The organism is Bradyrhizobium cenepequi (assembly GCF_020329485.1).
Taxonomy (GTDB): Bacteria; Pseudomonadota; Alphaproteobacteria; order Rhizobiales; family Xanthobacteraceae; genus Bradyrhizobium; species Bradyrhizobium cenepequi.
In genome coordinates this window covers 78,962-101,376 of the sequence record NZ_JAGKJI010000006.1, presented here as the reverse complement: position 1 = coordinate 101,376, position 22,415 = coordinate 78,962, and the positions used below count along the sequence as shown (strand labels likewise).

Here is a 22,415-nt window from a genome sequence, read left to right as displayed (position 1 = left end):
TCGAGACCATGAGTGAAGTGAGTACCACGTTAGAACGCGATAGCGTCTCCCCGGAGGCGCTGGCCCATCTGGGCGAGGGTCATATCGCCTATGTGAAGCAGGTCCGTTCCGAGGATGTACCGGATCTCTTTCCCCAGGCACCCGAGATCGCGCCGGGACTGACACTCTTCGCGCTCCATGCCGCCGACGGCACCCCGATCATGCTGACCGATAGCCGGGAAGCCGCAATCGCCAACGCCTGGAGCAACGAGCTGCAGGCCGTCAGCGTCCACTGACGCAGCAGCGTCACGCGCGCTGGCCGAACGCGACCACAGCGAATTCGAATGCGCGGGCATGTCCTCCAAAGAGGCTGTCCGCGCATTTTTTCAGAGCCGCTTGACGCGTGCTATTTTAAGGAGTCCCGGAGTTCAAGCAGCGCCGCTTTGAGCGGCGGTAGATCGTCCTTGACTGCTTTCCAGATGATTGCTGCATCGACCCGCTGGTAATCATGCCGCAGAATATTGCCGATGCCGGCGATATCCTTCCAACGCACGTCCTTGTGCTGCGCCTTCAAATCGTTGGCGAGATGGCGACTGGCTTCCGAGATATCTCTATTCCACGTTCAACCGCAGAACGCAGCAGCCACGAGCGCTGGTAATCGCGAATCGTTTTTCCGGCCAGCGCCCTCTCGATGCCGCGGATACTTTCGAGCATGTCGTGGATCGGCAGCAATGGGGAACGCGTGGGCATTCAAAAAACCCGCGTCGCCTCAGCTTCGATCTGTTTTCGGATCAGCGGATGAAGTCCCTTGCGGGTGGTCAAATCGACCTCGACGCCAAGGCTTTCCTCAAGGAGCCGCTTGGCAGCCACCAGATCCAGGGCGTTAAAGCGGCTCCTAGGATCGTAGTCGACAAACAAGTCTATGTCGCTTTTCGCATTCGCCTTGTTGCGAGCTGTCGAACCAAACAGGTAGAGCGACGTCGCGCCGCGCGCCTTGATGGCGTCCGCTTGGCTTCGTAGCTTCCTCAATGCTTCAGCTCTCGTCATCTGGCCGGTCGTATCATGTACGGCGAAGTGCCGGCCGAGCCAGCATGTGCTTCGCAGTCAACGACTAAGCCGCGCTTGCCGGCGGCAGCGCGAGCACCGAGTAGATTGCCTGCGCGTCACGGGAAGCGCGGAGCTTCTTGGCGACGTCCTGGTCGCGTAACAGGCGGGCGATGCGCGCCAGGGCCTTGAGGTGGTCGGCGCCGGCGCCTTCGGGGGCGAGCAGGAGGAAGATCAGGTCGACCGGCTGGCCATCCATCGCTTCGAAGTCAATCGGGCGCTCCAGGCGCGCGAAAAAGCCGAACAGCTTTTCCAGCTTCGGCAATTTGCCGTGGGGAATTGCGACGCCGTAACCGACCGCGGTGGTGCCGAGCTTCTCGCGTTGCAGCAATACTTCGAAGATCGAACGTTCGTTCTGCCCCGTAAGACTTGCGGCCCGCGCGGCGAGCTCCTGCAGCGCCTGCTTCTTGCTGATGACTTTCAACGCCGGGAGAATCGCCTCGGGTGCGACCAGATCGGTAATCGTCATGGGGCGTTCCGAGGTGAAGTGAACCGTCAGGTTGCGAAATAGGTTGTCAGTCGCAGGCGTCAAGAAGATGAATCGGGAAGCGGCGTTTCGGTCCGGATCCCGATGGGGCGGCTTCTACTCCAAGGCATGAGCCGTGCCAACTCCCGCCGGCCAGTTCCCTCGAGCATATGCTTAAGGGCCGCGGACCATAGGGACGGCCAAGGTGGACGTCAATGCAGTACGGCATAGGCATTATGGGTTAACCACGGGCGGATCGACCCAGCCCACATTGCCGTCCGCACGACGGTAAATGATGTTCACACGGCCGCTACCGCCGTGCTGGAAGACCAGACAGGGTGCGCCGGTCAGGTCCAGTTCCAGCACCGCCTCACTGACCGACAGCCGCTTCAACGAGGTAGTCGCCTCAGCGATGATCACGGGGCTGTATCCGGTGACGTCCTCATCGCCTTCTGCCGGCGCCTCGATCACATAGCTTGGCGCATCCAGAGGAACGCCGTTAAGCTCGGCAAGGGCGGCAGAAGCCGCGTGAGCCTTGCGGGCCGAGCGGTCCTTCAGGCGGCTCTTGTAGCGACGCAGGCGCTTCTCGATCATCAGGAGCGCGGCGTCCGCGCTGGCGTAGGCGTCTGTGGCGTTCGAATCCGCTTCCAGCGTGATCCCGGAATCCAGGTGCAATGCACAGTCGGTGCGGAAGCCGAAGCCGTCCTTGCTCAGCGTGATATGGCCGGAATAGTTGCCGTCGAAATACTTCTTCAGAACCTCATCGGTGCGCTCGCTCACGCGTACGCGAAGTGCCTCGCCGATGGAGATGCTCTTTCCCGAGATTCGAAGGGTCATTGCGTGCCTCTATGCGTGTAAAATCCCGATCGTTTCCGAGGGGGTTCAAGACTATCGCGATTTGACGCGAACGCAATTGAAGCATGATCTGAAGAAGCGGGAACCGGCTTCGGCGAAAAGCCAGGCTTAAACAAAGCAGACGCAATCAATATCCGATTCACCAATCGGAACGTGTTTAGGCGGGCGCGATATCGCGCGAGCGGTCTGGAGAGGAGACAGGTGCTGAAAGGGCGTGACCAAGCATGCTCTGTTTGTCGCGGCGGCGCTGCACCGAAGATGGAATTCGCATCGCCTCGCGATACTTCGCGACGGTGCGGCGGGCGATATCGATGCCCGATGCGCGCAATCGTTCCACGATCGTATCGTCGGAGAGAATCGCGGATGGCGATTCGGCGTCGATCAATTGCTTGATATGATGACGCACGGCCTCGGCGGAATGCGCCTCGCCGCCGTCGGCGGACGCGATCGAGGCCGTGAAGAAATACTTCAATTCGAAAGTGCCGCGATTGGTCGCCATATATTTGTTGGCGGTCACACGCGACACCGTCGATTCGTGCATCTGGATCGCATCCGCCACGGCTTTCAGATTGAGCGGCCGCAAATGCGCCACGCCATAGGTGAAGAAGCCGTCCTGCTGGCGCACGATCTCGGTTGCGACCTTGAGGATCGTACGGGCGCGCTGATCGAGCGCGCGCACCAGCCAGGTCGCATTCTGCAGGCAATCCGTGAAGTAGGACTTGTCGCCGTCTTTCCGGATCGTGTTGGACAATTCGGCGTAATAGGTCTGGTTCACCAGGACGCGCGGCAACGTGTCGCTGTTAAGCTCGACATGCCAGCCGCCGTCGGGTCCCGGCCGCACATAGACGTCCGGCACCATGGTTTGCGTCCGCGATGTGCCGAACTTCAGACCGGGCTTCGGATCGAGCCTGCGGATCTCGCCGATCATATCGGTGATGTCTTCGTCGTCGACGCCGCACAGCTTCCGCAGCGAGGCAATATCGCGCTTGGCCAGGAGATCGAGATGCTCGACCAGGGCCTGCATCGCCGGGTCGTAGCGATCGAGCTCGCGGAGCTGGATCGCCAGACACTCGCTTAAGCTTCGCGCGCAGACGCCAGGGGGATCGAATTTCTGCAGCACCTCGAGCACCGCATCGACCTCTTGCTGCGGCGCACCGAGACGCTCCGCTGCCTGTCCGAGATCCGGCGGCAAGTAGCCGGCCTCATCGACGAGGTCGATCAGATACTGCCCGATCATGCGCTGGGAGGGCGAGGCGAAGGCGACCGCAAGCTGCTCGGCGAGATGGTCGGCAAGCGTCAGCTCGGCGGCGACAAAGGCTTCGAGATTGTAGTCCTCATCGCTGGAGGCGCCGCCGCCCCACTCGGTATAGGCGGTCGGAGCCGCGTCTTTCGCGGCGCGTTCGGCGGCTTCCGCCGGCTCTTCCGTGAAGACGTTGTCGAGGCCGGTATCCAGCGTCTGTTCAATCTCGGCGCGGCTGCCAAGATCGCGGTTCAGCCATTCCGCCTGACCTGGCTCGAAGCCGTCCCCGGAACTCGGCGCCTCGCTCCCGGCATCCTCGCCAAAACTGGAATCGTCAGCCTCGGGAAACTCCGGTCGTTCCGAAGCAGGCTCGCCAGCCACCGGCGGTTCCGGCCCGTCGCTCGCACGCTCCAGCAGCGGGTTCCGTTCCAACTCATCTTCCACGAACGCCGAGAGATCCAGGTTGGACAGTTGCAGCAACTTGATCGCCTGCATCAGCTGCGGCGTCATCACCAGCGACTGCGACTGGCGGAACTCTAGTCTCTGGGTCAGTGCCATGGAGGCAAGAACGGTCCAAAATGAAGTTGGCTCGATTCTTGCTTAGCCTAGTCCAAGGCCGATGTACACGGCTTGACGGATCGGAAAAAGGGCTAGAGGCGGAATTCTTCGCCAAGGTAAAGCCGGCGGACATCCGGATTGTTGACGATCTCATCCGGGCTGCCCTCCGTCAAGATTTCCCCGGCGTAAACGATGTAAGCGCGGTCGGTCAGGCCGAGCGTTTCCCGCACATTGTGATCGGTGATCAGCACCCCGATACCGCGGTTGGTCAGGTGGCGGACCAGATCCTGGATGTCGCCGACCGCAATGGGGTCAATGCCGGCGAAGGGCTCGTCGAGCAGCATGTAATTGGGCCGCGTCGCCAGCGCGCGGGCGATCTCGACGCGGCGCCGCTCGCCGCCCGACAGCGCGATCGACGGTGTCTTTCGCAACCGCGTAATGTTGAACTCGTCGAGCAGCGCGTCGAGTTCCGCCTCGCGCTTCTTCCGGGAAGGCTCGACCACCTCCAGCACCGCGCGGATATTCTGCTCAACCGACAGTCCGCGAAAGATCGAGGCTTCCTGCGGCAGATAGCCGATACCAAGGCGGGCGCGCTGATACATCGGCAGTTTTGTCACGTCGTGCCCATCGAGTTCGATGGCGCCGCGATCGGCCTTGATCAGCCCGGTGATCATGTAGAACACGGTGGTCTTGCCGGCGCCGTTCGGGCCGAGCAGGCCGACCGCCTCGCCGCGGCGCACATAGATGCTGACACCGCGCACGACCTGGCGGCTGCCAAAGCTCTTTTCCACGCTATGCACAGCCAGATAGCCTGGGCGCCGGATCAGGCGCGGGGCAGTGGCGCCGTTGGTCTTGGCGGGTTTGGCGGCGCGCGGGCGCTCCGCCCTGGATGGCGCGGGCGCCGGTTGCGGATGCGGCAGTTCCATGCCGTGCATCGGGGCGGCCCGCGCAACTGGTGGCGCATCCCGGACAGAGCTGGTCAGCATCTCGTCAAAGGAATCGCCAAGCGCCGTGATGTCCTCACGCGAGCGTGCGAAGCCGGAACTGCGTTTCGCAGGGCGCCTTCGGAACATGCCGAATATGTCCACCATCCCGCTTCGCCAGCCTTTCACGGTGTCCCCGGGGACTACGCCCGCGGGCTAATCGATTCGCTCGCGAACCTTGAATGCATGGATGCCCTTGCCCTGTGGCACCGCTTGCCCACCCCAAGGCGCGTTCCACCACCGGACGTCCACTTAAGAAGCATGATCTTTTTTCGGAAAACCGGTTCCCATTTTTCCGGATCAATGCCTAGATACAGTCTCGCCCCGCCGGCTTCAACCTCGCTACTTCAATCCAATGAGTAAGTCATTGATTTATTTTGACTTACTGGAAGATGACGGGCTACCCGGCTGCGGCGGGCAACCCTGGCCACTGCCGCCTTGCCCGCCCTGTCCCTGCCCCTGCTGGATCAGCGCCTGCACCCTGCCGCCGTCGGATTCCACGCGCGAGACGCCGGTCGTCATGTCCACCAGCAGCCGGTCGCCGCGCAGCACATTCTTGCACTGCGTCAGCACGACGCCGCCAAGCATGGTGATCAGGTTGGCCTTGGTGTCGAAGATCGCGGTCTCGCCGGTGACGACCTGATCCTTCTGGGTGACTACGACGTTGCCCTTGGCCTCCAGCCGCTTGATCGAGGAGCTGCCGCCCGGTCCTGGCTGGGCCGACTGCATCGGCGCGGATTTTGCGCCCTTGGCGTTCGACGGCGGCGCGCCTTGTGCTGAATTCGATTCGTAGAACACGACGAGCGTCTTCGAGGTCATGGTGGTGTCGCCCTGCACCACCTTCACATTGCCCGAGAATGTCGCCTCCTTTTTCTTGTCGCGCATCTCGAGCGCCGCCGCCTCGATCTGGATCGGCTGGTCGCGATTCTGGGTAAAGCCCTGCATGGCGTTGGGCACGCCGGAGACCGCGCCTTGCGCGCGCACCGAAGGTGGCGCGATGATCGCGAGCACGAAGGCCGCCGTTGCAACACCGCGCGAAGAAAACAGCTTCATGAAGATCATTTCGTGTTGGCGGACCTACTTGAGCCCGAGCGCGTCTTCTGTGGTGGCGGCGCAGGTGCCGGCGCTGGCTCCGGTTCAGCCTGCGCAGACGGATTATCCATGATCAAATTCATCACGACATTGCCTTCGAAGCGCACGACCTCGCCGCTGTTGTAGATCCGGAGCTTGTCGGCGGTCAGTGTGCCATTCAGCAATTTGACGTCGACATGTTCTTCCGACGTCACGGTGCCCTTGTTGATATCGACAAAGGCTTGCGAAAGCTTTGCCTCATAGCCGGTCGACGATTGCAGGAAGATATCCTTGCGCAGGTCGAGCAGCTGCTGCTTGCTGTCGAAGAAGCCGGTGCGCGCATCCAAGGTCACTGTGGAGCGGTCTTCCATCAGCATCTTTGCACGCAGGGTCTGAAGTTCGACGTGATCGGGGTCGGTGAGGTCCTGGATCGCCGCCTTGGCCCAGAGCTCGTACGGACGCTGGTCGGTCGAGAAGCCTGCAAGGTGCGGCGATTCCATCGTGATCTTGGTGCCCGATACAACCAGGTTGCCCATGTCGACCGGCAGCTTCGGCAACAGCATCCGGAACGGATTGAAGACCGACACCCCAACGATCGCGAGCAATGACAGCACCACCGCCGCGGGGACCGCGATGCGCAGGATCCGCACCATCTGGCTGTGGCGCTCGGCGGCGGCAAAGCGCGCCTCGAGGCCGGCTAGATAGGTCGGGTTCTGGATCGAATTCACCGCTGCTCCAAGGGCGCGAGGTCTGGCAAAGGCTCACATCATTCTACCCGGAACCGCCGGATCGCGCAGCCGGGACCTCGCGTCGCGGCCACCCGCACACTCGCGTTACGAGTGTGACCGAAACGGGGCGGACGGACGCGTTTCCGGCGCCGGCCCGGACACATTCAGGAATGGGCGAAGATATCTTCAGCTTCCCAGCCGCCGAGATCGAGCCGGGCGCGGGTGGGCAGGAATTCGAAGCAGGCTTTCGCCAGTTCGGTCCGACCCTCGCGCGCCAGCATCGCGTCGAGCTTCTCGCGCAGCGCATGAAGATGCAGCACGTCGGAGGCGGCATAGGCAAGCTGCGCCTCGCTCAGCGCCGTCGCGCCCCAGTCGCTCGACTGCTGCTGCTTCGACAGTTCGATGTTGAGCACCTCGCGCACAAGGTCCTTCAGCCCGTGGCGGTCGGTATAGGTGCGGCTGAGGCGGGACGCGATCTTGGTGCAGTAGACCGGCGTCGGCATCACGCCATAGGCATTGTAGAGCGCCGCAAGGTCGAACCGCGCGAAGTGGAAGATCTTCAGGATATTCGGATTGGCGAGCAGCGCCTTCAGGTTCGGCGCATCGGCTGACGCCATCGGCACCTGTACGACGTCGGCGGTGCCGTCGCCATTGGACATCTGCACCACACAGAGCCGGTCGCGATGTGGATTGAGCCCCATGGTCTCGGTGTCAATCGCGACAGAATCCTTGTAACGGGACAGATCCGGCAGGTCGCCGCGATGCAGTCGGATGGTCATGAAAGCGTGCCTCGGGTCAAAAAAGTTCGATTCGAGCCGAGACACTAGCCGCCAAAGCGCGGAGAGGCGAGCGGAACAGGGCAGTTAAACTGCAATAAAACGAGCCATTTGGCGTGGTTTTGCGTTATTTCGGGGTGCTGGCTGCCGAAACCGGGGCGAGCCGGACCGGCGGCCGTCCCTCGGGGCCTCGCCCGGGGAGCGCCAGCGCAATCTGGGCCGCCCGCAACCACTCGCGCAGATGTCCCGGTTGCGCGTTTCACTCCAATGCCGGAGCAAGACCATGCAGAGCCAGGATCGACAGGACCATTGGCAAAACGTCTACACCAGCAAGGCTGAGAACGAAGTCAGCTGGTTTCAGGAGAGCCCGGCGGCTTCGATCGAATTGATCATGCAGGTCGGGGCGACGCGCAGCTCCGCCATCATAGACATCGGCGGCGGGGCTTCACGTCTGGTCGATGATCTCATCGAGAAAGGGTTTGAAGACGTCACCGTGCTCGATGTGTCAGAAGCGGCGCTGCAGGTTGCCAAAAACCGTCTCGGAGACCGTGCTGCAAGGGTCGATTGGATCGTCGCTGACGTAACGACGTGGGAACCGCCAAAGACCTGCGATATCTGGCATGATCGTGCCGCTTTCCACTTCCTGACCGAGGAGAACGACCGCACGGCCTATGTGGCGCGCTTGAAGCAGGCACTGAAGGCCGGAGGCCACGCGATAATCGCCACCTTCGCGTTGGACGGACCGGAGCGCTGCAGCGGCTTGCCCGTCGTGCGCTACGACCCGGAGAGCCTCGGCCGCATCTTGGGCCCCGCGTTCGAGCTGATCGATAGGCGACAGCATCGGCACACGACGCCATGGGGCGCGAAGCAGTCGTTCCAGTTCAGCGTGTTTCGCAAGACCGGGCTCTCCTGACCAGCCGTACTCAAGAAGCCGGTGGTAACTCATTCGGCGGCATCTGGACTTTGGCTTACCCGCTTTGTACGGACGACTCCTCCCGAAGAGGTCGCAAGGTCGAGATACGGTCAGAACCAGAAGATGCGCCGAATACCCAGACCACTCCAATCGATGAAGTTCCTGCTCGCCTGGATGATGCCGCCGGGCACGTCGTTCCAGACCTATGCCGCGGGGTCGAAGCTCCGCTTCATCGTCCAGTGCCGGGACGTCATCGGCCGTCACATCGCGAAATATGGCCGGTTTGAACCGCAATTGACCGACTGGATCGGCGCATATCTGCAAGATCGACCGAAGGGTATCGTCGTCGACGTCGGCGCCAATCTCGGCTGGCACGCGGTGCATGCCGCGCAACATGCCTCCGTCACCACCGTGGTCGCGTTCGAACCGGATGCGACGAATGCGTGGCTGCTCGACCGCAATCTCACGATCAACGACATCGACAAGGTCGTCGTCTATCCCTGCGCGGTTGGCGCCAGCGCCGGGCACGCGCATCTGCACCGTTACAAGAGGTCCAACAATGGGCGTCATTCGCTCATCAAGAACTATGGCCTCGGCTCCCGCGTGGTCCCGTTGACTAACGTCGATTCCGCGCTCGAAGCCCTTGGGCTCGCGCAGGACCGAATATTGCTGATGAAGGTCGATGTGGAGGGTTTTGAGCCCGCGGTTCTGGCAGGCGCCGTGAAGGCGCTCGAGCGAGCCGATGTCGTCATCACGGAATACTCGCCCGAGCTGAGCCGCGCCGGCGATTTGTCGGTTGAGGGGATGGTCGACCGGCTGCTTGCGGCTGGATTTGTCCCGCATCAGCTCGCGGCGAAGTCGTCCAAGGCCGTCAGGGTTGATCTGAAGGACTTGCGCGGCATCGAGGACCAGACCGATATCCTCTGGATCAAACCAGGAGCGAACGGTAGCGCCGTGGCCGCATCCGAGCAGGTCGACCCATCCGCGGGATGACGGCATGCCGAGCCTATCGCTGATCGTGATCACCAAGAACGAGGAGCACTGCATCGCGCGGTGCCTGCGTTCGGTTGATGCAGATGAGATCATCGTGGTCGACAGCGGCAGCACGGATCGAACGGTGGAGATCGCCCGCGAGAGCGGCGCGCACGTCGTGGTGACATCGGATTGGCCGGGGTACGGGCCGCAGAAGAGCCGTGCGCTCGAGCTCGCGCGAGGCGACTGGGTTCTGTCGCTTGACGCCGACGAATGGATCGAACCGGAATTTGGGAGGCGCATCAGGTGCGCCATCAACGCACCGGACGCGCCCGCAGCGTACCAGACGCTCCGGCGATCGCGCTTCTGCGGCAAGGCGTTGCGGTTCGGAGGCTGGTCCTCCGACTACATCGTTCGCCTGTTCCAGCGCAGACAGGCCCGATTTTCCGACGACCTCGTCCATGAGGGGCTGATCGTCAATGGATCCATCAGACGGATCGATGTCACCCTCGAGCATGATTCGATCGAGTCCTGGCCCGACGCAGAAGACAAGATCGACCGCTACTCCCGAGCCGCGGCAGAGCAGATGATGGCCCGAGGCCGCCGCGCAGGCCCGTTTGCTGCGCCGTTGCATGGCCTGGCCGCCTTCCTGAAAGTCTACGTTCTGCGCCTGGGATTCCTGGACGGCGCCGCGGGCTGGGGCGTGGCAGAGTACAACCGACGATATTCCGCTGCGAAGTGGCGACGCCTTGCGGAATATTCAGCGCAAGCAAAACGGCACACCTGATTGGGAGCCGAGCAGTTATCGCGCTGCTTCCTGGCGAGTCCGCGCCAAGACAAAGATCGGCACCGAAGCAAGCTGGATCCCGATCGAAAGCGACGGACTTAGCCACCGCGGTTAGCGCCGTAGCCAGTCATCGAGCGACCCGCGGCCGCCGCCGACCACCAGCAGGTACAGGCAGCCGAGCAGCATGACCGGTCGGCGCGGGCTTCATGCATCATGCTCCAAAAGCCCGTCCGCTTGATGTCGTGGGACAGGCGAACATCCAGACGTCGTGGTCAAGGAGTATCGGAAGCTTGGTCGAGATCAGCGCGACGATCATGATGAAGATGAGAGGGATCGCGGCAAGCCGCGTCAGCAGGCCCAGGATGATCAAGCCACCGCAAACCGTTTCCACCACGCCTACCAATGGACCCATCATGTCGGGGTACGGGATTCCGATCCTGGCAAATCGGCCGGCTCCGAGAATGTCCGGAAAAACCAGCTTCTGGATACCTTCGGGCAGAAAGACCATAAGCCCGACCTGCAGACGGACCAGGACGGTCCAGCCGGATGCATTCGTCTCGAGTAGTTGTTTCCAACTCATCGGCGGTCATCTTCCGAGGCCGAGCGGGTGGTTGACGACCGGGATGCGAGGTCGCGATCTGCGGCACTTGCCATCCTTGGTCTGCTGTCTGCTATCGTACGTATTGTTGCCGGGAACTAACCGGATCGCTCCAGGAGCTACCCGCGTCAACCACCGGTCGACGCAGCCGTTCCAATTACGAAATTCGATAAGGCGGAGATGAGATACAAGGATCTGCTGACCGGATTCATCCGGCTCCACATTCTCCACCATGCTTCGGAACACGAGATTTACGGTCAGTGGATCATGGACGAGCTTGCCCGGCACGGGTATCGGCTCAGCCCCGGCACGCTTTACCCTCTGCTGAACGCGATGGAGCAGCGCGGCTATCTCAAATCCCGCAAGGAGCGGCACGGGCGCACCGCACGGAAATTGTACCGGGCGACGGGCTCGGGGAAGAAGGGCCTCGAACTCGCCAAGAGTCGACTGAAAGAATTCATCGGAGAGGCGATGAAGGAGTGAGTGATACCTCCGATGAGGGTCAAGAATCGCCGCATGGATCCCCATGAGGCCCGCCCCGTCGTCATGGCCGGTAGGTGATCAGGCCGGCAAAACCTTCGTCCATATGATCCTGATGATGGCAGTGAAAGAATGTCGGCCCGGGATCGTCCGCGACGAAGTCGACTTCCGCGGTGGAGTATCGGGGCATGCTGATGGTGTCTTTGATGACACCTGACGTCTGCTTTTCGCCGACCTTCGTGATCTCGAAGGAATGCCGGTGCAGATGCACGGGGTGTTCGTCGCCGCTGTTGTTGTTCAACCGAAGCCGATAACGCTTGCCTTCCGTGACGGCGAACAGAGGATTGGTGTCGGGCCAGGATTTGCCATTGATGGTCCAACGGTTGTAGCCACCGCGTCCGCCCGGGATCTTTTCGAATTTGAGGTCGATCGTCTCGTCGGGTGCGGCGGATGCCGCATTGGCCCAGCCGAACACAGTGTAATCCCACTTCAGGTTCGCAGGTGCGGTCCAGCTAGGCTCGCCGGTCTTGTTGGCATATTCGACGACGATCCCCATCCCGATGCCGCGATCTTCGTCGTCCGTCGATCCGAACACCCAGACTCCCGGGTTGTTCATCTCCACAATGACATCCGCTCGCTCAGCCACGTCGAGTTTCAGCACATCGACGATCGCCGCCGTCGGGACGGGATTGCCATCGAGGGCAAGGACCTTGAAACGATGCCCCGGGAGAGCGAGGGAGATGCCCATATTGCCGCTGGCGTTCAGCACCCGGAAAAGCACGCGCTCGCCTTCGCGCACCCTGATCGGCTCACCGTGACCGAGCATGCGATCGCCCAAGGTGGTCGCGTGATACATGACTTCGAGACCATTGTCCGGCGGCGGTCCCTTCTTGATGTCCTGCATACTGACCCAGTGACCATCCCAGTGATGGGCGGCGAGCAGCACCTCGCGATCGTAGCTTCCGGGATCGCCGGCGGCAGGTTCGACGAGCAGAAAGCCGAACTCGCCCGAATAGGTGCTCTTCGCGAGATCGGTCATCGCCATCGCATGGCTGTGATACCACCGCGTTCCGAACGGCTTGGGAATGTACGAATAGGTCAGCGATGCGCCGGGCTCGATGATCGGAGAACCTTCTTCCACCGCGCCGTCCTGCACCGACGGGATCATCAATCCGTGCCAATGGATCAGGTTCGGATAGCCTGAGTTGTTGGTCACCTCGATCCGGACCGGCCGCCCCTCCTTGAGACGCAGCACCGGACCGGGCACGGTCCCATTGTAGGCAGTGGTCTTGATCACCTTCCCGGGCGCGATCTCGAGCGAGGTCGGAGCAATCGTGATCTTGTGGTCGACAGCTTCCGGCGCAGCCGTCTGCGCTCGAACGAGCGGCACGGATTTCGCCGCGATCAAGGACGCAGCACCAGCCCCCGCACCGAGAACGACCGCCCGGCGGCTCAGCGATGCCTGTCTCGGGAATTCATCGACGCATCGAGTCGTCATCGTAAACTCCGGGCCCAGCACAACACCAATATCATCGATGGTCGTCTGACGACAGGCGAAGGCGAGTGACCACGACACACAAGGAGTTGATGCGGCAGCCCGCATCGATATCGTATTTCGATAATGAAAGCCGATAACGTCAGGTCACTGACCAGATGGAAGTCAGGATTGACGGTACTGGTTGAGCGGCGGCATGTTCCCCGCTGGTTACGGGGCCGCCATTCGCAAAGGCGGACGCAAATCGATCTCAGACAACCACGATACCGGAGTGTTTGGCCTTGTCTTCCGGCTCCACATGAATGGTAACGCGCCTGTCATCATCATCCGCCCGCAAGGCCGCTTCGAGCCGGTCACATATCCGATGCGCCTCTGACACGGTCATCTGACCGGGAACGACGAGATGAAACTCGATGAACGTCACGCGCCCGGCGTGGCGGGTGCGGATATCGTGAGCCTCCAGCGCGCCTGCCGCATGGTCGGCAATCGTCCGGCGAATGCCGCTCAGCGTCGCCTCAGGCACCGCTTCGTCGAGCAGGCCGCCGGCGGACTCCCTGAGCACCCCCCAACCGGACCACAGGATTGTCGCAGCGACCATGAGGGCAAGTGCAGGATCAAGAAACTGCCATTTCATGAAAAGCGAGAGCACAAGTCCGAGCAGTATGCCGAGGGATGAGATCACATCAGTCAGGAGATGCCGGCCGTCTGCCACGAGCGCCGGCGAACGCACGCGCCGTCCCCGTGTGATCAACACCCAGGCCCAAGCGGCATTGATGATGCTGGCGAACCCGTTCGCGAGCAACCCTTCCGGTACGACGGCCAGTTCTCTCGGATGCAAGAAGCCATCGTATGCCTCGCGCACAATCAGGAGCGCAGCGATGATGATCATCACTCCCTCCAGGACTGCGCTGAAGTATTCGATCTTGTGGTGTCCGAACGGGTGATTTGCGTCGGCCGGCTTGGCCGAGATGCGAACCGCCAACAGTGCGACAACGGCCGTTACAACGTTGACGATGCTTTCGAGCGCGTCGGAGTAGAGCGCAATGGACCCGGTCAGCCAGTACGCCAGGCTCTTCAACGCAAGCACCGACACGCTGACGAGAATGCTTCCTATCGCAAAGCTCAGTGGCTTGTTCATCGCACAGATCGTGTTGGGTGATAGGCGCATGCTGTATCGAAGCAACGGCAGGCCTGCAACTTCGAGCGCACTTCTCAAATGCGAATGAATTTCATTTGCGCTCGACTACATGGGAGTGCCGTCACGGCGCGGCGGACGCTCCGTCTCATCTAGCCAGTTGGAATGCAACTGCCTGACCGGTGCCACTGCCCGCCGCAACGCCGTCAGTCGACAACGACCTATCTGCAGGGACAAAGCCCCGTAGCCCGGGTGGAGCGTCAGCGTAACCCTGGGCCGCTCGCGATCCGCGAGCAAATGTCCCGGATGGCGCGTTCCGCTCCACCCGGGCTATGGGCTCAACGGCTTCAAACCAGCGATTTTAACCATTTGAAAAGGGGAGTGGTGCCCAGGAAAGGACTCGAACCTTCACGGCCGTGAAGCCACTGGCACCTGAAGCCAGCGCGTCTACCAATTCCGCCACCTGGGCACGTGGCGGGGGTTAGTAAGGATCGGTTGCGCGGTTGTCAAATAGATGATTGGAAAGCCAAATAGTCTGTACAGGGTGACCGCGATGGCGTATCGCGAAACCGGCCGGACAGGCCCCAAAATCGCAGCTATTTCGACCCGCAGGAACTGACCCCATGGCATCGAACCTGGAAACGCTCGTCACGGTTTTTGGCGGATCGGGCTTCCTCGGGCGGCACGTGGTCCGGGCGCTGTGCCGACGGGATTACCGCATCCGCGTCGCCGTGCGGCGGCCGGAACTGGCCGGGCACCTGCAGCCGCTCGGCAAGGTCGGCCAGATCCACGCCGTGCAGACAAATCTGCGCTATCCGGCCTCGGTCAAGGCCGCGATGCGCGATTCGCATGTCGTCATCAACCTGGTCGGCATCCTCACTGAGGGCGGCGCGCAGACCTTCGAGGCGGTCCAGGCCAAGGGGGCCGAGGCGGTGGCCGCGGCCGCCAGCGCGGAAGGCGCCCGCGTGGTGCATGTCTCGGCGATCGGCGCCGATGCCGATTCGCCCTCGGCCTATGCCCGGGCCAAGGCGGCCGGCGAACAGGCCGTGCTGGCCGCCTCGCCGTCGGCCACCATCCTGCGCCCGTCGCTGGTGTTCGGGCCGGAGGATCAATTCACCAACCGCTTCGCAGCGATGGCGCGGATGTCGCCGGCGATCCCGCTGGTTGGCGGCGGCCTCACCAAGATGCAGCCCGCCTTTGTCGGCGACGTCGCCACTGCGATTGCCGATGCCGTCGACGGCAAGACCAAGCCGGGCGCGACCTACGAGCTGGGCGGGCCGGAAGTGCTGACCATGCGCGAGATCATGGAGACGATTCTTGAAATCACCGACCGCGACCGGGCGCTGGTCTTCCTCCCGTTCGGCCTTGCCAAATTCATGGCTGTGTTCCTGCAATTCGCGCCGGGCGCGCTGAAGCTCACGGCGGACCAGGTCGAACTATTGCGCAAGGACAACGTCGTGTCGGACGCGGCCAAGGCTGCAGGCCTCACCTTCGAGGGGCTGGGGATCACACCCGATTCGCTGGAGGCAATCGCCCCGCAATATCTCTGGCGCTTCCGCCCGGCCGGACAATTCCAGCGCAAGAACGCGTATCGTCCGTCGTCCCAGACTTGAGCCGGCACGCATAACCACAAATGTCGATGTGACGCGGAGTAAGCGGAGAGAAAGATCGTACCGGCGCCGGATGCTTACATCCCCAGCGCCAGCGCGATCAGGCCGAGCGTGCCGACGATCACGCGCCACCACGCAAACAGCGTGAAGCCATGGCGGGTCACATAGGAGAGAAAGGTCTTCACCACAATCACAGCGGTGATGAGCGAAACCACGAATCCGATCGCGACAATCAATAGATTGTCCGTCGTCATCTCGGCGCGGTTCTTGTAGAAATCATAGGCGAAGGCGCCGATCATGGTCGGGATTGCCAGGAAGAACGAGAACTCCGCCGCCGCGCGCTTGTCGGAGCCGAGCAGCATTGCCGCGACGATCGAGGCGCCGGAGCGCGACACGCCCGGGATCATCGCGAAACACTGCGCGATGCCGATCCACAGATACATCAGGAGCGGATATCTCGTCGCGTCATGTTCGCGCGGCTTCAGCTCGAGCTGATCGACCCACAGCAGGATGGCGCCGCCGACGATCAGCGAGAAGCACACGACCCATGGATTGAACAGAACGGTCTTGATGTATTTGCCGGCGATGAGGCCGACGATGACCGCCGGCAGGAACGCGACCAGCACGCCGATGACAAAGCGCCGGTCATCCGCATTGGAGAACATGCCGAGCGCAACCCGCCACAATTTAGTAAAATAGAGGCCGACGATCGCAAGAATCGCGCCGAGCTGGATCAGCACCGTGAAGCTGTCCCAGAACGCGCCCTCGCCGAGCCCGAAGAATCGTTCCGCCAGCAGGAGATGCCCGGTGGATGAAACGGGCAGGAATTCCGTCACGCCTTCGATTATGCCGAGAATCACTGCCCGCAACATATCGGTCATCATGATGTGGCCTGCTTTTGCTGGAGAAATCGGGTCCTTCTCGCCTATTCCCCGTTTTGCTGCAATCGCTAAAAACGCCAAACATAGGTTGCCTGATTCGTCTGATTGGCTAGAGCATGATCCGGAGAAGTGGCAGGCCGGTTCTCCGAAAAGATCATGCTCAAACAAAGACGTGGGACAAAGGCATTGGGACCATGATCCGATTTCATCCGATCGGATCATGATCTAGTGTCCCGAGCTTGCCGCGGCTTCGACATGATCAGGCCGTGAAATGCTGAAGGACTTCATGTACACGCTGTTTCATCATCCGTTCTGTCCGCATTCCCGTTTCATTCGCCTGGTGCTTGGCGAATACGGGCTCGATCTGCGGCTGGTGGAGGAACGGGTCTGGGAGCGTCGCGAGGCCTATCTGGCGCTCAATCCGGCGGCAACGACGCCGACCTTGATCGCCGAGGGTTTTCCGCCGGTTCCGGGTGTCGGTGTGATCGCCGAATATCTGGACGAGGCGCATGGGCTCAATGCCGGCGACCGCCGCCTGATGCCGGCATCGACGGCCGAACGCGTCGAGGTGCGCCGGCTGATGTCGTGGTTCAACGACAAGTTCTTCGAGGAGGCGTCCAACCCGCTGGTGACCGAGCGCATCTACAAGCGCTTCATGAGCGAGGAGGATGGCGGAGGTGCGCCGAATGCGGAGGTGCTCCGCGCGGCCAAGGTCAATGTGCGCTATCATCTGACCTACATCGGCTGGCTGGCGCGGACGCGGAACTATCTCGCCGGCGACAGGCTGACTTATGCGGATCTCGCCGCCGCCGCGCATCTTTCGGCGATCGATTATCTGGGCGACGTGCCATGGAGCGAGGACGACGCAGCAAAGTCCTGGTACGCGCGGGTGAAATCCCGCCCGTCGTTCCGCCCGCTGCTCAGCGAATGGCTGGCGGGCGTGCCGGCGTCACGGACCTATGTGGACCTCGACTTCTGAACCCGGCTTCCAAGCTTTCACCGGCCGATCTCAAATCCGCGCTCGAACGCGAAGCTCGTGCGCTCGGCTTCGACTGCCTCGGGGTCACTGATCCCGGCGCGATCGGCAGCGCGGCCAGCTATTTCCGCGAGTTCCTCAAGCTGGGCGGCCATGGCGACATGGATTGGCTTGCAGCACAGCCTGAGCGCCGCAGCGATCCGCGCGTGCTGTGGCCCGGCGTGCGCTCGATCATCATGCTCGGCGTCAATTACGGGCCTGACGAAAATCCGCTTGAGGTCCTGAAGCGCCGCGACCGCGGCGCGATCTCGGCCTACGCGCAGGGCGATGACTATCACGACGTGATCAAGAAGCGGCTGAAGGCGCTGGCGCGATGGCTGGTCGCGACCAGCGGCGATGAGGTGAAGGTGTTCGTCGACACTGCCGCCGTAATGGAAAAGCCGCTGGCGCAGGCCGCCGGTCTCGGCTGGCAGGGCAAGCACACCAACCTGGTGTCGCGCGAGTTCGGCTCATGGCTGTTCCTTGGCGCGATCTTCACCGCAAGCGAGCTGCCGCGCGATTCCGCCGACATCGATCATTGCGGCTCCTGCACCGCCTGCCAGGACATCTGCCCGACCGCGGCATTCCCCGCGCCCTACAAGCTCGATGCGCGGCGCTGCATCTCCTATCTCACCATCGAGCACAAAGGTCCGATCCCGCGCGAATTCCGTAAACCGCTAGGCAACCGCATCTATGGCTGCGACGATTGTCTTGCGGTGTGCCCCTGGAACAAGTTCGCGCAAGCAGGTCGCGAGGCAAAGCTCGCAGCCCGCGAGGAATTGCGCGCGCCACCGCTTGCCGATCTCGTGCGGCTCGACGATGCCGCCTTCCGCGCGCTGTTTTCGAAATCGCCGGTCAAGCGCATCGGCCGCGACCGCTTTGTCCGCAACGTGCTGATCGCGATCGGCAACTCCGGTGATGCCGCTTTGGCCGGCGAGGCCGAGCGCCTGCTCGACGACGCAAGCCCGCTGGTGCGCGGCGCAGCCGTGTGGGCCTTGTCGCAACTGATCGAACAGGATGCATTTGCCGCGCTCGCCTCCAAGTCCATAGATGCGGAGACCGACGACAGCGTGCGGCAAGAGTGGGCGCCTGTCGTCTCCGGATCCAACGCGGCGCCGAATATGACAATCATATGAATGATCTAGCGCAAGGAGACCACCCCGGACGCGAGGCATAGAGACGGCAGAGATGTCTTGCCCCGGTGGTGTCATGAAAGCTCAGATCATTAGGGAACTTGGACAGGCCGATATTCTGCTGCCGTCGCTCGTCGCCGAAGGCCTCGCCGCCAACGATCGCATCAAGGTCCGCTTGAGCGCGCTGCAGGCCGCCGCCGAACACGCGAGGCAACCCGATCACCCGATCAACGAACTTGCCGTGGAGAGTCATGCCGCGGGAATCCCGCCAGCGGCCATCGCCTCCCTGGTCGGCGGCGCCCACATGATCGGCGACAGCCGCATCGGTGCACCTAGCCTCGCGAAGCTGATGAAGGAGATCCAGGACGACATCGCGACCATGATCCGCGCGGTCAATACCGGCAGCGCGGCGGACGGCGACAAGGCGAATGCGCGGCTGGACGCGATCCGCGCCACCGGCCTGCTCGACGCATCCAGCGAGATCGAGCTCGCGCGGATCGCGCGGCTGACCGGTGTCGGCGAAGACTCCGGCGTCAGCCTGCACCGGCTGGTGATGGAATTGCACAAGGCGCTCAACAAGCTGGCCGCCGGCTGCTCGGAAGAGGTGATTGCCGGGGCCCATGTGTTCGGCCTGCACGACGAAGACCGCGCGCCAGTCGAGAGTTTCATGAAGGGCCTGAACGAGACGCGCGGCCTCAAATTCGATCATCCCGGCCTCGACACCATGGCAATGAGGTCCGACGGCCGGCTCCTGATCCAGAACGATATCGGCACCACCGACGCGCATGTCCTGGTGATCGCGGTCAGAAAGAACGCGGTCACCGTCACCTACAGCGACGTGCACCTGGCGCGCGCGAAATTCTTCATCTCGCTGTTCGACAAGTTTGAGGCGAAGTGGAGCGGGCTCAACCGCCACGCGGATGGCCAACGCCTTCTTCCTCGTCACCGGGCAGTTCGAAGGGGGAAGCGCCGCGGACCGCAACGATTTCCTCGCCGCGGTGGGCGCCGCGCTGGTGTTCCTGATCGACTGGAACAAGGCGCGCAAATTGCTGCGGAACTGGGTTGCCAAGGACGACGCGGCGCGGATCCTGGAATGGGCGGCGCGGCACAGAATAGGCCACCGCGCCTTCCTCGAGCTTGGCGGCAATGAATTGCTCGGCGGCGCCGTACGCAATGCCGCGCCGAACCGGATCGGTTTCGGCGAGCGGCTCGACCAGGCGCTCGGGCGCGCGGCGGCGGTCGATTTCCTGAAAGCCGTGCTGCGGCTTTCGACCGAGGCGCTGCTCGCCGGCCAATCGGTCAGGATGGTGCGCGACCAGATCGAGGCCGATCTGGTGCGGCGGCTGGAGCGGGTCGAGAGCGCGCTGCTGGCGATGGTGCTGCGCCAGGTCGGGCTGGCGCATGACCTCGTCGCCGCCATCTCGCGTTATGTTGCGACCCTGCAGGCCAACCAGGCCGGCGACGGCAAGGCGCTGACCGCGCGTGCGGCGCACATCGAGCAGAAGGCGGATCGCCTCGCCTTCGAGGCGCGGCGCGAGGTCGCCCGGCTCGACGCACGTCCCGTGATCGGACAGTTGATCGACCGCGCCGAAGAAGCCGTCGATGAGCTCGAGCAGGCCGCCTTCATCGCATCGCTCACGCCCGCCAATCTCGACAAATCGCTGGTCTCAGCGCTCGCCGAACTCTGCGCGGTCGCCATCACCGCGACCGAAGCCGCCGCCACCGGACTTGCCGCAGCGATCGAAGTGCCGGAGGGCCGCCGCGCCGATTCCGAGGATGCGCTCGCCGCCGTCATCCGCCTGGTCGACGCCGAGCACGCCGCCGACACATGCGAACGCGCCATCACCGCGCTGGTGTTCACCGGCGGCTACGATGTCGCGACGTCGCTTTCCACACTCGAATTCGCCCGCGCCGTGGAGCGCTCGACCGACCGCCTCGCTGGTTTCGGGCACCTGTTGCGGCGGCACATCATGATCGATCTGGCAGCCTGAGGGGAAAGAAGATGCAAATCGTCCGTATCGGCGGCGGCGAGACCGTCTGTCACCCGGCTGAAGAGATCGGCGCCAAGGCTGCGAACCTCGCGCGCATGGCGGCGCTCGGCCTGCCGGTGCCGCCGGCCTTCGTGCTGCCCGTGAAACTCTGCGCCGATCTCACCGACAGGCACGCCCATGCGGAACAGCGCCTGCGCGACGGGCTGAAGGAAGGCATCGCGTTCCTGGAGAGTGCCACCGGAAAACGCTTCGGCGATCACCGGCATCCGCTCCTGGTCTCGGTGCGCTCGGGCGCCGCGCGCTCGATGCCCGGCATGCTCGAGACCGTGCTCAATGTCGGCTGCACCTCGCGCGCGGTGCACGGCTTGATCCGCGCCACCGGCCGGCCGCGATTGGCATGGGATTGCCGCCGGCGTTTCCTGGAGAGCTTTGCCGCGACCGTGCTCGGCTTCGACGTCGCCCCATTCGCGGCGCGGATCGCCCAGCTCACCGCGGAAGAGGGCGTTGCGACCGACCGCGAGCTCGACAGCGGGGCGATCGAGCGGCTCGCCGCCGATGAACAGGCGTTGATCGAGGATCGCGACGACGGCTGGCTCGAGGATGCGGAAGCGCAGCTCGAACGCGCAGCACATGCGGTCTATCAATCCTGGACCAGCGAGCGCGCGCAGACCTATCGCCGGCTGCAGAAGCTTGAGGATCTCAAGGGGACCGCCGTGACGGTGCAGGCCATGGTGTTCGGCAATGGCGGGCTCGCATCGGGCGCGGGCGTCGCCTTCTCGCGCGACCCTTCGAACGGCACGGCGCGGCCGATGATCGACCTGGTGCTCGACGCTCAAGGCGAGGACGTCGTGTCCGGCCGGCGCACGCCCGACAATGAGACGACGATCGCCCGCGCGCTGCCCAGGCTCGAGGCCGAGCTCGGCGACATCCTGAAACGGCTGGAACGGGAATTTGTCGACGTGCAGGACGTCGAGTTCACCGTCGAGGACGGCAAATTGTGGATCCTGCAGACGCGCTCCGCCAAACGCACGCCGCGCGCCGCGCTAAAGATCGCGATCGACCTCGTGCATGAGGAATTGATCACGCCGAAGGAGGGACTCAGCCGGATCGCCGATGTCGACCTTGCCTCGCTGGTCGAAGTCTCGCTGGTGACAGCCGAGGATCCGGTCATCACCGGCATCGGCGCCTCCGGCGGCATTGCCATCGGACGCGCCGCCTTCGATTCCGAAAGCGCGCAGCGCCTGGCTTCCGCCGGCGACCCCGTGATCCTGATGCGCCCGGACACCAGCACGGCCGATGTCGCCGGCTTTGCGGTGGCCGCCGGCATCGTCACCGCCGTCGGCGCACGCACGGCACACGCCGCCCTGGTCGCCCGGCAGATGGGCAAACCGTGCATCGTCGGATGCGCCGACATGACGATCGACACGGCGGCCGAACGCGCCTCGCTCGGCAAGGCGGCCATCGTGGCGGGCGACTGGATCACCATCGAGGGCGATGGCGGCAACATCTATCTCGGACGGCGCGAAACCGTCGTGAAGCGGCCGGAAGCGGAGCTTGCGGAAATCGCAAACTGGCAATCTCACGCCGCCAACACGCGGCCACAGGCGCGCAAGTCGGCGCCCGCCTAAGTAAGCGGCACATCCTT

23 protein-coding genes and 1 tRNA gene are annotated in these 22,415 nt (G+C 63.0%); 10 read left to right on the top strand and 14 right to left on the bottom strand.

Translation table 11 applies throughout. The features are described 5' to 3' along the window. Positions 1–8: 8 nt before the first annotated feature. A complete protein-coding gene (locus J6497_RS09960; protein WP_225704084.1) occupies positions 9–275 on the top strand; it encodes a BQ00720 family protein in 267 nt (88 codons plus the stop codon). Between the two features lie 110 nt (positions 276–385). Here the strand turns inward: J6497_RS09960 and J6497_RS09955 are convergent, their stop codons facing one another. The 9 genes from J6497_RS09955 to J6497_RS09915 all read right to left on the bottom strand — a co-directional run bounded on the left by J6497_RS09955 (position 386) and on the right by J6497_RS09915 (position 7,763). Continuing rightward, positions 386–586, bottom strand: coding sequence for a HepT-like ribonuclease domain-containing protein (locus tag J6497_RS09955; RefSeq protein ID WP_225704190.1), 201 nt, complete (start codon positions 584–586; stop codon positions 386–388). Between the two features lie 143 nt (positions 587–729). Beyond that, entirely contained in the window at positions 730–1,026 is a 297-nt protein-coding gene (locus J6497_RS09950) for a nucleotidyltransferase family protein (protein WP_225704083.1), read from the bottom strand. 64 nt (positions 1,027–1,090) lie between these two features. Next, the gene (gene ptsN / locus J6497_RS09945; RefSeq protein WP_225704082.1) at positions 1,091–1,552 is read right to left on the bottom strand and encodes a PTS IIA-like nitrogen regulatory protein PtsN; all 462 of its coding nucleotides are present in this window, start codon (positions 1,550–1,552) and stop codon (positions 1,091–1,093) included. 231 nt (positions 1,553–1,783) lie between these two features. Continuing rightward, positions 1,784–2,386 (bottom strand): ribosome hibernation-promoting factor, HPF/YfiA family, encoded by a 603-nt coding sequence (gene hpf / locus J6497_RS09940; RefSeq protein WP_225704081.1) that lies wholly within the window; start codon positions 2,384–2,386, stop codon positions 1,784–1,786. 175 nt (positions 2,387–2,561) lie between these two features. Then, complete coding sequence (rpoN, locus tag J6497_RS09935; RefSeq protein ID WP_225704080.1) at positions 2,562–4,202, bottom strand: RNA polymerase factor sigma-54; 1,641 nt, start codon at positions 4,200–4,202, stop codon at positions 2,562–2,564. Between the two features lie 92 nt (positions 4,203–4,294). Beyond that, the gene (gene lptB / locus J6497_RS09930; RefSeq protein ID WP_225704079.1) at positions 4,295–5,293 is read right to left on the bottom strand and encodes an LPS export ABC transporter ATP-binding protein; all 999 of its coding nucleotides are present in this window, start codon (positions 5,291–5,293) and stop codon (positions 4,295–4,297) included. 264 nt (positions 5,294–5,557) lie between these two features. Next, a complete protein-coding gene (locus J6497_RS09925) occupies positions 5,558–6,247 on the bottom strand; it encodes an LptA/OstA family protein (protein ID WP_225704078.1) in 690 nt (229 codons plus the stop codon). Next, entirely contained in the window at positions 6,244–6,984 is a 741-nt protein-coding gene (lptC, locus tag J6497_RS09920) for an LPS export ABC transporter periplasmic protein LptC (RefSeq protein ID WP_225704077.1), read from the bottom strand. The genes J6497_RS09925 and lptC overlap by 4 nt, the downstream gene beginning before the upstream one ends. A gap of 164 nt (positions 6,985–7,148) precedes the next feature. Then, positions 7,149–7,763 (bottom strand): ribonuclease D, encoded by a 615-nt coding sequence (locus J6497_RS09915; protein WP_225704076.1) that lies wholly within the window; start codon positions 7,761–7,763, stop codon positions 7,149–7,151. Positions 7,764–8,043: 280 nt separating this feature from the next. Here J6497_RS09915 and J6497_RS09910 point away from each other — a divergent pair, with 280 nt between their 5' ends. The 3 genes from J6497_RS09910 to J6497_RS09900 all read left to right on the top strand — a co-directional run bounded on the left by J6497_RS09910 (position 8,044) and on the right by J6497_RS09900 (position 10,432). Then, positions 8,044–8,673, top strand: coding sequence for a class I SAM-dependent methyltransferase (locus tag J6497_RS09910; protein ID WP_225704075.1), 630 nt, complete (start codon positions 8,044–8,046; stop codon positions 8,671–8,673). A 153-nt stretch (positions 8,674–8,826) separates the two neighbouring features. Continuing rightward, positions 8,827–9,666 (top strand): FkbM family methyltransferase, encoded by an 840-nt coding sequence (locus tag J6497_RS09905; RefSeq protein WP_225704074.1) that lies wholly within the window; start codon positions 8,827–8,829, stop codon positions 9,664–9,666. A gap of 4 nt (positions 9,667–9,670) precedes the next feature. Next, the gene (locus J6497_RS09900; protein ID WP_225704073.1) at positions 9,671–10,432 is read left to right on the top strand and encodes a glycosyltransferase family 2 protein; all 762 of its coding nucleotides are present in this window, start codon (positions 9,671–9,673) and stop codon (positions 10,430–10,432) included. 211 nt (positions 10,433–10,643) lie between these two features. Here J6497_RS09900 and J6497_RS09895 read toward each other — a convergent pair whose 3' ends face one another. Continuing rightward, a complete protein-coding gene (locus tag J6497_RS09895; protein ID WP_225704072.1) occupies positions 10,644–11,012 on the bottom strand; it encodes a DoxX family protein in 369 nt (122 codons plus the stop codon). 198 nt (positions 11,013–11,210) lie between these two features. Between J6497_RS09895 and J6497_RS09890 the strand changes: the two genes are divergently transcribed. After that, positions 11,211–11,513 carry a PadR family transcriptional regulator gene (locus J6497_RS09890; protein WP_225704071.1) on the top strand — a complete coding sequence of 101 codons (303 nt, stop codon included), beginning with the start codon at positions 11,211–11,213 and terminating at the stop codon, positions 11,511–11,513. 61 nt (positions 11,514–11,574) lie between these two features. Here the strand turns inward: J6497_RS09890 and J6497_RS09885 are convergent, their stop codons facing one another. From J6497_RS09885 to J6497_RS09875, 3 genes are all read right to left on the bottom strand, one after another. Continuing rightward, complete coding sequence (locus J6497_RS09885) at positions 11,575–13,008, bottom strand: multicopper oxidase family protein (RefSeq protein ID WP_225704070.1); 1,434 nt, start codon at positions 13,006–13,008, stop codon at positions 11,575–11,577. Positions 13,009–13,255: 247 nt separating this feature from the next. Next, positions 13,256–14,143, bottom strand: a complete 888-nt coding sequence (locus tag J6497_RS09880; RefSeq protein ID WP_225704069.1) for a cation diffusion facilitator family transporter — start codon at positions 14,141–14,143, stop codon at positions 13,256–13,258. Positions 14,144–14,522: 379 nt separating this feature from the next. Beyond that, positions 14,523–14,609: transfer RNA gene (locus J6497_RS09875), tRNA-Leu, on the bottom strand. Positions 14,610–14,763: 154 nt separating this feature from the next. On the opposite strand from J6497_RS09875, the gene J6497_RS09870 reads away from it, so the two are divergent. Further along, positions 14,764–15,753 (top strand): complex I NDUFA9 subunit family protein, encoded by a 990-nt coding sequence (locus J6497_RS09870; protein WP_225704068.1) that lies wholly within the window; start codon positions 14,764–14,766, stop codon positions 15,751–15,753. 74 nt (positions 15,754–15,827) lie between these two features. Here the strand turns inward: J6497_RS09870 and J6497_RS09865 are convergent, their stop codons facing one another. After that, a complete protein-coding gene (locus tag J6497_RS09865; protein ID WP_225704067.1) occupies positions 15,828–16,634 on the bottom strand; it encodes an undecaprenyl-diphosphate phosphatase in 807 nt (268 codons plus the stop codon). A gap of 283 nt (positions 16,635–16,917) precedes the next feature. On the opposite strand from J6497_RS09865, the gene J6497_RS09860 reads away from it, so the two are divergent. The 4 genes from J6497_RS09860 to J6497_RS09845 all read left to right on the top strand — a co-directional run bounded on the left by J6497_RS09860 (position 16,918) and on the right by J6497_RS09845 (position 22,398). Continuing rightward, on the top strand, positions 16,918–17,610 hold the full coding sequence (locus J6497_RS09860; protein ID WP_225704189.1) for a glutathione S-transferase family protein: 693 nt from the start codon (positions 16,918–16,920) through the stop codon (positions 17,608–17,610). Further along, positions 17,559–18,782, top strand: a complete 1,224-nt coding sequence (gene queG / locus J6497_RS09855; protein WP_225704066.1) for a tRNA epoxyqueuosine(34) reductase QueG — start codon at positions 17,559–17,561, stop codon at positions 18,780–18,782. Before J6497_RS09860 ends, queG begins: the two co-directional genes overlap by 52 nt. Positions 18,783–19,663: 881 nt before the next feature. Next, positions 19,664–20,770, top strand: coding sequence for a coiled-coil domain-containing protein (locus J6497_RS09850; protein WP_225704065.1), 1,107 nt, complete (start codon positions 19,664–19,666; stop codon positions 20,768–20,770). 11 nt (positions 20,771–20,781) lie between these two features. Beyond that, complete coding sequence (locus tag J6497_RS09845; protein ID WP_225704064.1) at positions 20,782–22,398, top strand: PEP/pyruvate-binding domain-containing protein; 1,617 nt, start codon at positions 20,782–20,784, stop codon at positions 22,396–22,398. Positions 22,399–22,415: the final 17 nt, after the last annotated feature.

What these genes read in the sequence shown, in the direction of transcription:
- J6497_RS09960 (WP_225704084.1), top strand. Translation starts at nt 9, where the DNA reads ATGAGTGAAGTGAGTACCACGTTAGAACGCGATAGCGTCTCCCCGGAG.
- J6497_RS09950 (WP_225704083.1), bottom strand. Translation starts at nt 1,026, where the DNA reads ATGACGAGAGCTGAAGCATTGAGGAAGCTACGAAGCCAAGCGGACGCC.
- ptsN (WP_225704082.1), bottom strand. Translation starts at nt 1,552, where the DNA reads ATGACGATTACCGATCTGGTCGCACCCGAGGCGATTCTCCCGGCGTTG.
- hpf (WP_225704081.1), bottom strand. Translation starts at nt 2,386, where the DNA reads ATGACCCTTCGAATCTCGGGAAAGAGCATCTCCATCGGCGAGGCACTT.
- rpoN (WP_225704080.1), bottom strand. Translation starts at nt 4,202, where the DNA reads ATGGCACTGACCCAGAGACTAGAGTTCCGCCAGTCGCAGTCGCTGGTG.
- lptB (WP_225704079.1), bottom strand. Translation starts at nt 5,293, where the DNA reads ATGGTGGACATATTCGGCATGTTCCGAAGGCGCCCTGCGAAACGCAGT.
- J6497_RS09925 (WP_225704078.1), bottom strand. Translation starts at nt 6,247, where the DNA reads ATGATCTTCATGAAGCTGTTTTCTTCGCGCGGTGTTGCAACGGCGGCC.
- J6497_RS09915 (WP_225704076.1), bottom strand. Translation starts at nt 7,763, where the DNA reads ATGACCATCCGACTGCATCGCGGCGACCTGCCGGATCTGTCCCGTTAC.
- J6497_RS09910 (WP_225704075.1), top strand. Translation starts at nt 8,044, where the DNA reads ATGCAGAGCCAGGATCGACAGGACCATTGGCAAAACGTCTACACCAGC.
- J6497_RS09905 (WP_225704074.1), top strand. Translation starts at nt 8,827, where the DNA reads ATGAAGTTCCTGCTCGCCTGGATGATGCCGCCGGGCACGTCGTTCCAG.
- J6497_RS09900 (WP_225704073.1), top strand. Translation starts at nt 9,671, where the DNA reads ATGCCGAGCCTATCGCTGATCGTGATCACCAAGAACGAGGAGCACTGC.
- J6497_RS09895 (WP_225704072.1), bottom strand. Translation starts at nt 11,012, where the DNA reads ATGAGTTGGAAACAACTACTCGAGACGAATGCATCCGGCTGGACCGTC.
- J6497_RS09890 (WP_225704071.1), top strand. Translation starts at nt 11,211, where the DNA reads ATGAGATACAAGGATCTGCTGACCGGATTCATCCGGCTCCACATTCTC.
- J6497_RS09885 (WP_225704070.1), bottom strand. Translation starts at nt 13,008, where the DNA reads ATGACGACTCGATGCGTCGATGAATTCCCGAGACAGGCATCGCTGAGC.
- J6497_RS09880 (WP_225704069.1), bottom strand. Translation starts at nt 14,143, where the DNA reads ATGAACAAGCCACTGAGCTTTGCGATAGGAAGCATTCTCGTCAGCGTG.
- J6497_RS09870 (WP_225704068.1), top strand. Translation starts at nt 14,764, where the DNA reads ATGGCATCGAACCTGGAAACGCTCGTCACGGTTTTTGGCGGATCGGGC.
- J6497_RS09865 (WP_225704067.1), bottom strand. Translation starts at nt 16,634, where the DNA reads ATGATGACCGATATGTTGCGGGCAGTGATTCTCGGCATAATCGAAGGC.
- J6497_RS09860 (WP_225704189.1), top strand. Translation starts at nt 16,918, where the DNA reads ATGTACACGCTGTTTCATCATCCGTTCTGTCCGCATTCCCGTTTCATT.
- queG (WP_225704066.1), top strand. Translation starts at nt 17,559, where the DNA reads ATGGCTGGCGGGCGTGCCGGCGTCACGGACCTATGTGGACCTCGACTT.
- J6497_RS09845 (WP_225704064.1), top strand. Translation starts at nt 20,782, where the DNA reads ATGCAAATCGTCCGTATCGGCGGCGGCGAGACCGTCTGTCACCCGGCT.